Source organism: Bradyrhizobium sp. 604_D8_N2_3, assembly GCF_051810765.1.
Classification (GTDB): domain Bacteria; phylum Pseudomonadota; class Alphaproteobacteria; order Rhizobiales; family Xanthobacteraceae; genus Bradyrhizobium; species Bradyrhizobium barranii.
Genome location: NZ_JBPWPM010000001.1, coordinates 1,564,834 through 1,577,646 on the forward strand (window position 1 = coordinate 1,564,834; position 12,813 = coordinate 1,577,646).

The window sequence follows — 12,813 nt, forward strand, 5'->3', positions numbered from 1 at the left end:
CGCCTCCACTTCTCCACCAAAGGAGCGATATGCCGTGCCCAACGATAACGTCACCAGACTGATTCAGCCAGGATTCTTCGACGATCAACTCACCGAAATCTTACGCAATGGAGCCCGTGCGCTGCTTGCCAAGGCGGTCGAGGCCGAGGTCGCGGACTTCCTCGACAAGCATGCCGATTTAAAGACCCAGGACGGTCAGCAGCGCGTCGTCCGCCACGGTCACCTGCCGGAACGCGAGGTGATGACCGGTATCGGTCCGGTCACCGTCCGCCAGCCGCGTGCGCGCGACCGCACGGCCGCCGCCGGCGATCCCGGCCGCATCCGGTTCTCACCGTCGATCCTGCCGCCCTACATGCGCCGGTCGAAGTCGATCGAGACGCTGCTGCCGATCCTTTATCTGAAGGGTATCTCGACCGGCGATTTCTCCGAGGCGCTGGCGGCGCTGATCGGCAAGGATGCTGCCGGGTTGTCGGCATCCGCCATCGGCCGCCTGAAGGACGGCTGGTTCGACGAGCACGCCGCGTGGCAGAAGCGCGATCTGTCGGCGAAACGCTACGTCTACATCTGGGCCGACGGCATCCATCTCGAAGCCCGCCTCGAGGACGAAAAGCAGTGCATCCTGGTGCTGATCGGCGCGACGCCGGAAGGCCGCAAGGAACTGGTCGGCTTCACCGATGGCGCCCGCGAGAGCGCGCACGACTGGCGTGATCTGCTGCTCGACCTGAAGCGGCGCGGGCTCGACGTGCCCCCGCGGCTCGTCATCGCCGATGGCGCACTCGGGTTCTGGAAGGCGGCCGGCGAGGTCTGGCCGAAAACGCGCGAGCAGCGCTGCTGGGTGCACAAGACCGCCAACGTGCTCGCCAAGTTACCGAAGAGCCAGCAGCCGAAAGCCAAACGCGCGTTGCAGGAGATCTGGATGGCCGAAACCAAGGCCGCCGCCGAACTGGCGTTCGAGGCATTCATCGAGAGCTACGCGTTGAAATACGACAAGGCGGCCGACTGCCTGGCCAAGGATCGGGATACGCTGCTGGCATTCTACGACTTCCCGGCCGAGCATTGGAAACACTTACGGACCACCAACCCCATTGAAAGCACCTTCGCCACCGTGCGCCATCGCACGATCCGATCGAAGGGCTGTCTGTCCAACAGGACTGCGCTCGCGATGGTCTTCAAACTGATCGAGGGCGCCCAAAAAGGCTGGCGCCGTCTCGACGGTCATAACCAGTTGCCAAAACTCGTTCTCGGTGTGACATTCAACAACGGGATCGAGGTCATCGCAAAGCCGACCGACCGTCAGCCCACAACCGCCGCCGCCTGACCGGCCCCGGCCGTCACCAAAATTTGGCGATAGCTCATGGGTTCTTCAGCAGACTGCTAGTGTCCTGAACCAGAAGTTCGCAATATAGCGTGGTGCCAGAATTAGTAGGTTCGTTCTACTCAGTTCTCAGCTAGGTGAGTAGAGCCGTTTGGTGAGAAGCACGCGGTGCAACTTAAGCCCGAAGCACTCGGGACGATTCAAGCTAATACGAAGCAAGTCGTCAACCTGCAATAACTGGAGAACAAACATGGCAAACCCACGCCAAGAGGATAAGTCCACACAAAGAATGGAAGATGCAGCTCGCCACTCCGGCGAGAAAGCGGCTGAACAGACCAACCGTAAGGAACAGGCTGCAGCTGATCAGAGTGCGCGCGTTGGCCAGAGTGCGGCTCAAGCCGGAGAAGAAATAGCCCGATCAACGGCCAATATCGCTGAGCAGAACTTCGAGACGGTGCAGCGCGCATGGCGAGCCGGCCTGCAAGCGACGACCTCAGCCATTGGACGGTATACGGAGCAATTTGGTCACATGTTCGGTGTCTCAGGAGAACGGCTGCAGCACGCAACAGAAGCAACCGAAGGGTGGGCGCGCGAGGGGCGAACGATCCTTTTCGCTAGTACGGCTGCTGCCAAATTAGGGAGTGAAATAGCTCAAGAGTACTGCCAGATGGTTCGGAAAGAAGTAGAGACTCACATGGACTACAGCCGAAAGCTGTGGCTCTGTCGAACTCCTCAGGACTTTGTTGCCGTACAAAGTCAGGTTCTGCGGCAGACGCTGGAAGCTGCTCTGGATATCAGTCGTCGAATCGCCGACCTGTCGATCAAAATGACCGACGAAACCGGAAAGCAGATTAAGCAAAGTATATAAGAGGTCCGGCACTCGCCTAGCTGAATCAGCTTATTAGTTGCTAGCTGACCGCTCCTGATTACTTTTTATCGCGCGGCCAGAGAGTCTGTCTGTTGCTGTGGGCATGCGGTCAACGCGTCAGCGTTGTCCACATGCCCACAGCCCTCGGCTTTCATCCATTCGCGCCAAACCACCATCGGCCTGCGATGGCCTATGAAGGCGACGACCATTATAGAAGGCGATCGGAGTTTGCGCTTCCTGCCTTAGCCTCGCAGTCGGCATAGCCTTAGATAGATGTCCTCATGCTTGTGAACCGCCCCGGATTTGCCGGAGGCTCCAACTCCTGAGAGGATGAGCCATGACGAGCAAGACCACGAACACGTTTTCGCCTGAAATCCGGGACCGAGCGGTTCGGATGGTTCTAGATCACGCCGGCGAGCACCCGTCGCGCTGGGCGGCAGTGACCTCGACTGCTGCCAAAATCGGCTCCACACCGCAGACGCTGCATGACTGGGTCAAGAAGGCCGAGATCGATAGAGGGCAGCGGGCCGGAAGCCGAAAGCCCTTGAACGAGAGAACCGCGAGCTTCGGCAGGCCAACGAGATCCTGCTCAAGGCAAGCGCCTATTTTGCGATGGCGGAGCTCGACCGCCGGTCCAAGCCATGATCGCCTTCATTGACAATCATCGTGGGCGCATGGGGTCGAGCGATCTGCAAGGTCCTGCCGATCGTCCCCTCGACCTATCACGCCCATGTGGCCAGGCGGCGGGATCCCGCCAGGCTGTCGGCGCGCGCCCGGCAGGATGCTACGCTGAAAATCGAGGTCAGGCGCGTCTTCGATCGGAACTTCCGCGTCTACGGCGTGCGCAAGGTCTGGCGGCAGCTCAAGCGGGAAGGCTTCGATGTTGCCCGTTGTACCGTGGCGCGACTGATGCAGGACATGGGTTTCGGCAAATCCGTCAAGACCATGATCAGCGACAAGGCTGCGCCATGCCCGCTGGATCACGTCAACCGCAAGTTCAAGGCGCCAAGGCCAAACGTCTTTTGGCTCTCCGACTTCACCTATGTCGCTACCTGGACCGGCTTCGTCTACGTCGCCTTCGTCATCGACGCCTATGCCCGCAGGATCGTGGGCTGGCGGGCCTCGCGCACGGCGCATGCGGGCTTCGCGTTCGATGGGCTTAGCAGGCACTGCATGATCGATGGCCGGTCCATCGCCGCGGGCTCGTGCATCATAGCGACAGGGGCCGCCCAATACGTCTCTATCAAGTACACCGAACGCCTGGCTGAAGCTGACGTCGAGCCTTCTATCGGCAGCGCCGGAGATTCCTATGACAACGCTCGAAACCATCAACGGTCCAACAGTCTCTACAAGGCCGAGGTGATCCATCGGCGCGGACCATGGCGATACTTCGAGGCCGTTGAATTCGCCACCCTCGAATGGGTCGATTGGTTCAACAACCGGCGGCTCCTGGAGATCATTGGAAACATACCGCCGGCCGAACTACACCAGGCTGGAACAACCGGCTATGGCGGCATAACTTAAAACCAAATGGCCCCGGCAGATCCGGGGCGGGCGGTTCATGTCATCTAACTGTAGGGATCCGCAACATGGCGTCCGAAACTCTTATGGATTCCGATGATTCGGAAGACTCGTTGCCCGCTCAACTCGGGACCGGTCGCCTATGTCAAACAATCGAATCGGCGATCGACTGGCTGTGGAAGTCTCAGAATCCATCTGGATTTTGGGTTGGCATGGTCGAGTCAAACTCGACCATTGAGGCCGAGTGGCTGCTCGCCAGTCACATAGCCGGGTTTCATTTGCCCTCTGAAGAGAAAATCATTATGGCCTTGCTGCAACGGCAGCGGCCGGACGGTTCTTGGGGCATATATCCAGGAGCACCGGATGGTGACATCAACTCGACCGTGGAGGTCTACGCGGCGCTGCGCGCCAAGGGGCTAGACCTGCACTGCGACGAACTCGCTGGTGCGCGTGCATGGATTCAGAAGCATGACGCGCTAAGAAATCTCCGGGTGTTCTCGCGATATTGGCTGGCCATGTTGGGGGTTTGGCCGTGGCAACACACGCCCAATCTGCCCCCAGAGATAATTCGGCTGCCGCTTTGGTTTCCGTTCAACATCTATAACTTCGCTCAATGGGCTCGCGCGACGATGGTGCCTCTCACCGTCGTCGCGGCGCGGACGCCTGTTTGGCCTCTTCCCGACGGGAGCAAGCTCGAAGAACTCTTTCCCTGTCCTTATGAGGATTTCGATTTCTCAATTCCCGCGAAGCACACCCGCCTGCTTTCGTTAGAATGGCTCTTCCTAAAGATTGATCGCGGTCTTCACGAAGCCCAACGATCGAAGCTGATTCCCTTTCGTGAGAATTCCATTAGGCTTTGTCTCGAATGGATGATCAGGCATCAAGATGCCGACGGCGCATGGGGAGGTCTCCAACCACCCTGGGTCTATGGATTAATTGCGCTAGTCAACGAGGGCTACCGGCTTGATCATCCTTCGGTGGCCAAGGCTATCTCCGCGTTGGGAGCACACTGGAGCTACGAGCGTAACGGCGCTACCCATATTCAGGCTAGCGAATCTCCAGTGTGGGACACGTTACTCTCGGTCCTTGCGCTCCTCGAGGCTGGCGTGTCCTCCGACAAGACCGAACTTTGCAAAGCTCTAGAATGGGTTCTCAATCAGCAGGTTCTTGTTCCTGGAGACTGGTCTGTAAAGGTTAGGGACGTAAGCCCCGGTGGCTGGGCTTTTGAACGCGCCAACAACTCCTATCCCGACGTTGATGATACGGCCGTCGCCTTACTTGTTCTCGGGAAACTGAGGTCGACGATCGGAGGTCTGAGAGAACGAGTCGAGCGAGCGATTGGACTCGGTGTCGAGTGGACGTTGGCTATGCAGTGCCGCAACGGCGGTTGGGGTGCTTTTGACAGAGACAACAACAACGAGATTATCTCGAAGATTCCATTTTGCAATTTCGGAGAGGCGATCGATCCACCAAGCGTCGATGTGACCGCACACGTCCTTGAAGCCTTTGCCGCGCTAGGACACGACATCAAGCATCCGGCTATTCACCGCGCTCTAGATTACATCCGGAGCGAACAAGAAGAAGCGGGGAGCTGGTTTGGGCGATGGGGGGTCAATCACATATACGGCACCGCTGCCGTATTGCCCGCTCTCCAAGCGATAGGCGAGGACATGACACAGGCCTATGTGATGCGCGCTATTACTTGGATTCTATCGAAACAGAATCAAGACGGTGGCTGGGGTGAAACTTGCGCATCCTACATGGATCCGGAGCTTCGCGGGAGGGGGCCGAGCACGCCATCACAAACTGCGTGGGGTCTCATGTGCCTTCTTTCGGTCGATAGCAGCCGCGAAACCAGTGCGGCGATACAGAAGAGTGTTGAGTATCTCTGTGCTACCCAAAAGGCCGATGGGACCTGGGATGAAGACTTCTACACCGCGACGGGCTTTCCGGGCTACGGGATTGGCGCTCGTACGAACTTAGCGGCCCAGGAGCTCGCAAACCGGCTGCAACAGGGCACCGAGCTATCACGTGGATTCATGTTGAGCTTCAACATGTATCGCCATTATTTTCCACTTCTCGCATTGGGACGAGCCGCCGCTCGGGCGCTCGGGTAACCTGTACGGCCCCAAGAACGATTATGAGCAGAACAATAGCATGTCGTGCGCGCTTTGATCCGCAAGGCAAAGGATGCAAAGGAGAGGGGAGAGCGGCTTACCCGGTCTGGGATCAGGGCCGAGCACGGCTTTCTCTATGTCGATGATTTGGCGGATGCCTGCGTGTTTTTTATGGAGCGAGATGACATCCCTAACGGCTTGATCAACATCGGCACTTGAGAGGACAGCACAATTCTCGAACTCGCCCAGACCGGCGTTACGAGTGACAACGCCGCTATCGAGAACGTCAAATCAACTTGGCTAACACAGATGGTGATCAACAATTTGCATCAGCGTGCCAAGGCATTCGGCTTTGTTCTCCCTTGGAACCGAAAGTCGGTGCTGCCGTTTCTTAGGAAGCGTTCTCCACCGTCAGCTCCCCGATCTTGGCGTGCAGCGTTTTCACGTCCACGGCAGGCTCGATCGTTCTGTTGCCTCCGCCAGGACCAAATCCCTCTGCCGCCGCTTCCTGAAACTGGGACTTCCACTGCGTGATCCGGTTCGGATGCACGTCGAACTACTCAGCCAGCTGGGCCAGCGTCATCTCGCCCTTGATCGCGGCTAACGCCACGTTGGGCTTGAATGCCGGTGCGCGGTGCCGGCGGGCTCGTTTGCTCATCGTCTCTCCTGATTCGCGGGACAATCTTGCCCCCCGTCAGGCAGAAACTCCACTTATCGCCTTGTTCAGATTCTTGAGCCCGGCTCCGGCAACTGGCATCACTCCCAAGCTTGGTAGGTTGAATTTATTGGGCCTGAGATCTTTAATAACGCGGCGACTTGCAGTCGGAGGCAGGTTCGAGGACTGAGATCATCTTGCAGCGACGGCGAGAGGAGTTAGTACCGCGAACAACTCTTCGGACGAGTCTAAAAGACGGTGGGCCGTAAGATGCTGCGTGTTCTCTTTCTGATAGTAACCGTTGCTGTCACGACACGGTCGAGCGCCCAGGGCGCTGACGCCAATCCCATCTATGTTGACCAAGGGTTAGATTGGACCGCGGCGGCGAGAGCGGACTTCTATGTGCGCGATCAGGGCTCGCGTTTGATCACCCTATCCTGGATGCAGGCGCTCAAGCAAAGAAACGGACAACCGTTCCTCGCCGATGGTCTGAAGCGGTACGGCTATCTACTCAATCCTGGAAGCAAGGCCGGCCTTCCCATCGGCTTTCAAGCATCCGGTCCCGAAGGTTTCCAGCTTGTCGGAATGACCTGCTCGGCATGTCATACGCGCCAGATCGAAGTTGACGGCAAGGTGTATCGCGTCGACGGTGGGCCCGGGCTCGTGGACTTCTACGCGCTGCTTCGCGATTTGGACAAGGCAGTCGGTGATGTGCTTGCTAGCGACGATTCGTTTGCCTCGTTTGCTGCATCTGTTCTGCAGTCCGCAACTCCCGATATAGCCGATGTTGAGGATCTTCGCCGGCAGGTAGATAGGTGGTACTTGCGGTTTCACACGCTTATGGTGCGAGCCCTGCCCAAAAACGGCTGGGGAGTGGGCCGTCTGGATGCTGTCGGGATGATCTTCAACCGCTTATCCGGACTGGACATCGGTCCGCCCCCCGATTTCATGATCCCGGAAAACATAAAAACCGCTGATGCTCCCGTGAGATACCCATTCCTTTGGAATGCGCCGCGGCAAGACAAGACGCAATGGCCGGGATTTGCAAAGAATGGAAGTGACATCTTGGGGCTGGCCCGGAACGTCGGCGAGGTCCTAGGGGTGTTCGCTACGTTCGAGCCTAAGCGTCAGGGTGCGGTCATCAATTTCCTCAATGGCAATTCCACCAATTTCGACGGCCTAAGCGAGCTTGAGAACTTGGTGAAGCGCATCGGCCCTCCGAAATGGCCCTGGAAGATTGACGCTGCCTTAGCCATCCGGGGCAAAATGATTTTCGAAAGAGATCCCGCTGAAGGGGGATGTAGCGGCTGCCATGGCATTGAAGACGGCGAGCAGCGCTTTCCATTCATCAAAACATGGAGAACCGTGGTCCAGAACGTCGGTACGGATACACGAGAATACGATGTGCTCGCCTGGAAAGCGAAGACGGGCGTGCTGAATGGAGCGTACATTCCCTTCGCGACCGCGCCGCTCAAGGAGACCGATCAAATCCTTGACATCCTTGCAACCTCGGTCATTGGTTCGATCGCAGAACACCTGTTGGCCGGCGGTGTCTCTTCCAACGCACGGGTCGCGACGGCGTCAGATCCGGGTTCGTCGGAGACCCCGGAGTCTCTGGGGCTGGTAAGACTACCGCCGACCCTGCAGGATCTGGTAACGGCTTTCGACGCTGTCAGCACCTCGGAAGCGGTCAAAAAAGCCAAGCGGAAGGGGGCAGAAAAAGCATCTCGCGGTCGGCTCCCTCCATGGGGCGCCTACGAGGCTCGTGTTCTGCAGGGTATTTGGGCCGCCGCACCTTATCTTCATAACGGCTCGGTCCCTACCCTGGCGGAATTGCTCAAGCCATCGGGACAGCGCAAATCGCAGTTTAGCATTGGGCGGAAATACGACATTGAAAACGTTGGTCTTGCTGCCACCCAGGAACCCTTAAGCGAAACACTATCCGTCACGGATTGTAATGACATCAATTCTGGAGACAGCCGATGCGGCCACGAGTACGGGACGAGTTTGGGCGATCAAGACAAAAAGGCGCTGATCGAATACCTCAAGACGCTTTGACCCGCTGCGTCGTTTCCTCCCGCGAATTCAACAGCTGTCGGCAACGATGCGCTCGCTCGTGCCAAATTGCCTTTGGCGAGCAGCTTTCGGAGTTCAGGCTGGCCTTGAAAATGAGATCATCGGCAATTCCGCGCCTGAACTGAGCATGAGAACGAACTCATATCCCGCACGGTTTGTGCAGTTGCTTGTTGCCTAGGGGAATACCATGACACGCTTGTTTGTGCTCGTGCTCTTTACGCTCATCTCGGTGCCTGCTCACGCGCAGTTGCCGGCCCCATCTACATGGGTAAATCAAAGGGGCTCGGTTCTTTCGATCCAAACGCTAGACGCATCAACAGGGAATTTCACGGGAACGTATATCAACAACGCGACTGGATTTTCGTGCCGGGGGCAGCCTTACCCTGTCGCGGGTATCGTCATGGCAAGCAAGATAGATTTCTACGTCAATTGGACGGCGCCCTCAGCTCCGAACTGCAAAACGATCACAGTTTGGAATGGCCGTGTAGCTGCTAACAATATTCCAACTAGATGGACACTGTACTACGTGGGATCGGACTGGAACTTTCACAAATGACTGGACGGGACTTCTTTGCGAGGAGGTAGACCAAACCTGGGAATTCCGGCGAGGCTGCCTTGAAGCCCGCGCGCGCGGCATCGAAGCGCATGGGTATCAGCCGAGCGAGTGTTCATCGATGAAAGGCATCAACCATTTGATTCTCGCGGGCCGCGACCTGGAGGCAATGCGCTCGAACTATCAAGCGTTGGGATTTACGATTGTCCCGCGCGGTCAGCATCCCTTTGGGACCGGCAACTCCATCATTCAGCTACGCGGTACGTATCTCGAACTGCTTTCGGTTACAAATCCGCAGGACGTCCCCGAACATCGCGCTGGCAATTTTTCGTTTGCCGCATTCAATCGCGATTACCTTTTGAGACACGACGGCTTTTCGATGATGGTGCTCGATACTTCGGATGCGCGCGCCGATATTCAGGCTTGGCATGCAGCCGGTCTGAAAACCTTTGAGCCATTCGATTTTTCGAGAACTGGCAAGATGCCCGACGGGACGGATGTGAAGGTGGGGTTCTCCCTCGCGTTTGTGAACCATCCCGCGGCACCGTGGCTCGGCTTGTTTGCTTGCCAGCACTACCGCCCCGAGTACTACGAGCAGCCACAATATCTCAAGCATTCCAACGGTGCTTCGACTGTCCGGGACGTCTGGATTGTGGGCGAAACGGCAATGGATCTCGCTAGTTACATTCGGACGGTCACGGGTGCAAACAGCTTCAGCGAGCGCCCGGATGCTATCGAAATTCAAACGGGCACCGGCACAATTGTGCTCGCCCGCGCGCAAGCGTTCGAAGCCGCCTTCGGCGTAACGCCGCCCCATCCCGAGGACGGCCCGCATCTCGCTGGGTTCACCGTCGCTTGCCGGGCTCTCGGCCCATTGGCGGAATTGCCTCTTGCAAAGACAGGCAACCGACATGTCCTCACGCCCGCGAACAATTTCGGTACAGCGGTTGGCTTTGTCGAGGTGGACGGGAGACAGTGATGAAATTTGTCGTCTTTGGAACAGGATGCGCCGGGGTTCAAACAGCACTTGAGCTTGAGGCTGGCGTGCATGCAGCGCTCGTGACCTTGCCCGCAAGTTTTATCCAGTCCTGAGTTCGCCCCGGCTGTTGGATTTGCCCGGTTGGGCGGTGGCAGCGGCGGAGCTGGCGCGGAGCCCTCGGCATAGCGCAGCGCCAGCTCCCGGCGCGGGTGGCAGGTGAAGGCGAACTCGGACGGCGTCTTCCATCCGAGCTGCGAGTGTGGTCGTGCCTCGTTGTAATCGGCCCGCCAGCATCCGAGCGCGACGCGGGCCTGGGCCAACGACGTGAACAGCGTCACGTTCAACAGTTCATCGCGTAGCCGGCCGTTGAAGCTTTCGATGAAGGCATTCTGCATGGGCTTGCCCGGCGCGATGTAGTGCCATGCCACGCGGCTCTGATCAGCCCATGTCAGGATGGCGTTGCTGGTGAGCTCGCTGCCGTTGTCGCTGACCACCATCTTCGGCTTGCCGCGCTCAATCATCAGCCGGTCCAGCTCCCGCGCCACCCGGGGGCCCGAGAGCGAGGTATCGGCCACCAGCGCCAGGCACTCGCGGGTGCAGTCGTCGACCACGGTGAGGGTACGGAAGCGGCGACCATCGGTGAGCTGATCCGATACGAAGTCGAGCGACCAGCGGTCGTTCGGCGCCATCGGCACCGTCTTCGGCGCCCGGGTCCCGATCGCCCGCTTGCGGCCGCCACGGCGACGCACCGCAAGCTTCTCTTCCCGGTAGAGCCGGAACAGCTTCTTGTGGTTGATCACATAGCCCTCCCGTTTGAGCAGAACGTGGAGGCGCCGATAGCCAAAGCGGCGGCGCTCCTGGGCGATCGCCCTCATGCGTTGGCGAAGGCCGGCATCGTCCGCCCGGGTCGTCTGGTATCTCATGGTCATGCGACAGCAGCCGATGGCTTTACACGCCCGCCGTTCGCTCATCCCGAAGGCGTCTCGGAGATGGGCGACAGCTTTCAGCTTGGCCGCGGGCGTCACCATTTCTTTCCCACGAGGTCCTTCAAGGCTGCGTTGTCCAGCATGGCGTCGGCCAGCAACCGTTTCAGCCGCGTGTTCTCATCCTCCAGCGTCTTCAGCCGCTTGGCCTCCGAGACCTCCAGCCCGCCGCACTTGGCCTTCCATTTGTAGACGCTGGCGTCGCTGACGCCATGCTTGCGGCACAGATCGGCGACACGCCGGCCTCATGCTCCTTCAAGATCCCGATGATCTGCTCTTCCGAAAAGCGGCTGCGCTTCATGCTCTGGTCCTTGTCGTGGGCCAGAACGAACTTCAAACCGGATTAAACCCGCGGGGCAAGGTCAGCCGCTCTCTACCTAGCCAGCGGCTTGCCACCTTTCTTAGAGAACACCGACTGCATCGCCTTGCAAGACTGCTAGACCAAGCGGCTGAGCTCCTGACGATAGGCTTTCATATCGGCGATTGGCCGCCTCGCGACGCCGCTATCGGCGGCCGCCTGGGCTACCGCCGGCGCGATCACCTGTAGCAAACGCACGTCTAACGGTTTTGGGATTAGATAGTCGCGACCGAAGCGAAGCCCGCGCGTGTTGTAGGCGACCGCAAGCTCTTCCGGCACTTCCGCCATCGTCAACTCCGAGAGCGCGCGGACGGTTGCGTGCTTCATGTGGTCGTTGATGGTGGTTGCCCCACAATCAAGCGCGCCCCTGAAGATGAATGGAAAGCATAAGATATTGTTGATCTGGTTGGAGCAATCCGAACGGCCCGTCGCAATGATGGCATCAGGGCGAACCGCCAGCCCGTCCGCCGGCATTATTTCGGGTGTCGGGTTGGCCATGGCGAAGATCAACGGATCTCGCGCCATCTTCTTGACCATATGTGGCAAAAGCACGTTTCCAGTCGAAAGGCCCAGAAAGATGTCCGCATCCTGAATGATTTGGTCCAGCGTTCGCGCGTTGGTTATCACAGCATAGCGCGCTTTGTTGTCATCCATGCTTTCCGTGCGCCCCGCGTAGACAACACCATCCGCATCGGTCACAATGATTGCATCGTGGCGTAACCCGAGACTGACGAGCAGATCGAGAGATGGAAGGGCCGCCGCGCCAGCGCCGGAGCAGACTAGCTTGACCTCAGCGATATTCTTTTTAACCAGCTTCAGTCCATTGAGCATCGCCGCCGCTAAGACAGCCGCGGTGCCGTGCTGATCATCATGGAAGACCGGTATCTTCATTCGGTCCCGTAGCTTGCGCTCGATGTAGAAGCATTCCGGCGCTTTGATATCTTCTAAGTTGATGCCGCCGAACGTCGGTTCCATCCTGGCGATCGTTTCGATGAGTGCGTCAGGATCCTCTTCGGCGAGCTCGATGTCGAACGCGTCGATCCCGGCAAATTTCTTGAACAGGCACGCTTTGCCTTCCATCACTGGCTTGCTCGCCAGCGGGCCAATATTCCCAAGGCCAAGCACGGCGGTCCCATTGGTGATGACGCCGACCAAGTTGCTGCGCGCCGTCAACGCATGCGCCTGCAGCGGGTCCTTCGCAATGGCGAGGCACGGCTCCGCCACGCCGGGGGTATACGCCAGCGTCAGATCGCGTTGCGTTGCGATAGCCGTGGTTGGCACCACGGAGATCTTTCCCGGCCTGGGTAGGCGATGATATTGAAGCGCGGCGTCCCGCAGATCGCGACTCATTGAGTTACTCCACCTGGTTATTTGGCTCCGTTGTAGTC

8 protein-coding genes, 3 pseudogenes and 1 other annotated feature are annotated in these 12,813 nt (G+C 58.5%); of the genes and pseudogenes, 8 read left to right on the plus strand and 3 right to left on the minus strand.

What is annotated here, in order from left to right; translation table 11 throughout:
• Positions 1-34 precede the first annotated feature (34 nt).
• The 5 genes from AB7245_RS07230 to AB7245_RS07250 all read left to right on the plus strand — a co-directional run bounded on the left by AB7245_RS07230 (position 35) and on the right by AB7245_RS07250 (position 6,040).
• The gene (locus AB7245_RS07230; protein ID WP_439034083.1) at positions 35-1,318 is read left to right on the plus strand and encodes an IS256 family transposase; all 1,284 of its coding nucleotides are present in this window, start codon (positions 35-37) and stop codon (positions 1,316-1,318) included.
• Between the two features lie 247 nt (positions 1,319-1,565).
• Positions 1,566-2,183 carry a phasin family protein gene (locus tag AB7245_RS07235; protein ID WP_439034084.1) on the plus strand — a complete coding sequence of 206 codons (618 nt, stop codon included), beginning with the start codon at positions 1,566-1,568 and terminating at the stop codon, positions 2,181-2,183.
• A 599-nt stretch (positions 2,184-2,782) separates the two neighbouring features.
• Positions 2,783-2,897, plus strand: a sequence feature (AL1L pseudoknot).
• Positions 2,838-3,707, plus strand: a complete 870-nt coding sequence (locus AB7245_RS07240) for an IS3 family transposase (protein WP_439034085.1) — start codon at positions 2,838-2,840, stop codon at positions 3,705-3,707. Its footprint overlaps the feature before it by 60 nt.
• Positions 3,708-3,772: 65 nt before the next feature.
• Positions 3,773-5,821 carry a squalene--hopene cyclase gene (shc, locus tag AB7245_RS07245; protein ID WP_439034086.1) on the plus strand — a complete coding sequence of 683 codons (2,049 nt, stop codon included), beginning with the start codon at positions 3,773-3,775 and terminating at the stop codon, positions 5,819-5,821.
• A 45-nt stretch (positions 5,822-5,866) separates the two neighbouring features.
• Positions 5,867-6,040, plus strand: coding sequence for an NAD-dependent epimerase/dehydratase family protein (locus tag AB7245_RS07250; RefSeq protein WP_231144188.1), 174 nt, complete (start codon positions 5,867-5,869; stop codon positions 6,038-6,040).
• A 181-nt stretch (positions 6,041-6,221) separates the two neighbouring features.
• On the opposite strand, the pseudogene AB7245_RS07255 reads toward AB7245_RS07250, so the two are convergent.
• Positions 6,222-6,479, minus strand: a pseudogene (locus AB7245_RS07255) (transposase); the annotation flags it as partial.
• Positions 6,480-6,746: 267 nt separating this feature from the next.
• On the opposite strand from AB7245_RS07255, the gene AB7245_RS07260 reads away from it, so the two are divergent.
• The 3 genes from AB7245_RS07260 to AB7245_RS07270 all read left to right on the plus strand — a co-directional run bounded on the left by AB7245_RS07260 (position 6,747) and on the right by AB7245_RS07270 (position 10,084).
• Entirely contained in the window at positions 6,747-8,534 is a 1,788-nt protein-coding gene (locus AB7245_RS07260) for a di-heme-cytochrome C peroxidase (RefSeq protein ID WP_439034087.1), read from the plus strand.
• Between the two features lie 205 nt (positions 8,535-8,739).
• Positions 8,740-9,108, plus strand: coding sequence for an avidin/streptavidin family protein (locus AB7245_RS07265; protein ID WP_439034088.1), 369 nt, complete (start codon positions 8,740-8,742; stop codon positions 9,106-9,108).
• 166 nt (positions 9,109-9,274) lie between these two features.
• Positions 9,275-10,084 (plus strand): VOC family protein, encoded by an 810-nt coding sequence (locus AB7245_RS07270; protein WP_439035713.1) that lies wholly within the window; start codon positions 9,275-9,277, stop codon positions 10,082-10,084.
• Positions 10,085-10,183: 99 nt separating this feature from the next.
• Here the strand turns inward: AB7245_RS07270 and AB7245_RS07275 are convergent.
• Together AB7245_RS07275 and AB7245_RS07280 are read right to left on the minus strand one after the other, a co-directional pair.
• Positions 10,184-11,368 (minus strand): annotated as a pseudogene (locus AB7245_RS07275) (IS3 family transposase).
• A 138-nt stretch (positions 11,369-11,506) separates the two neighbouring features.
• Positions 11,507-12,775, minus strand: a pseudogene (locus AB7245_RS07280) (malic enzyme-like NAD(P)-binding protein); the annotation flags it as partial.
• Positions 12,776-12,813 lie beyond the last annotated feature (38 nt).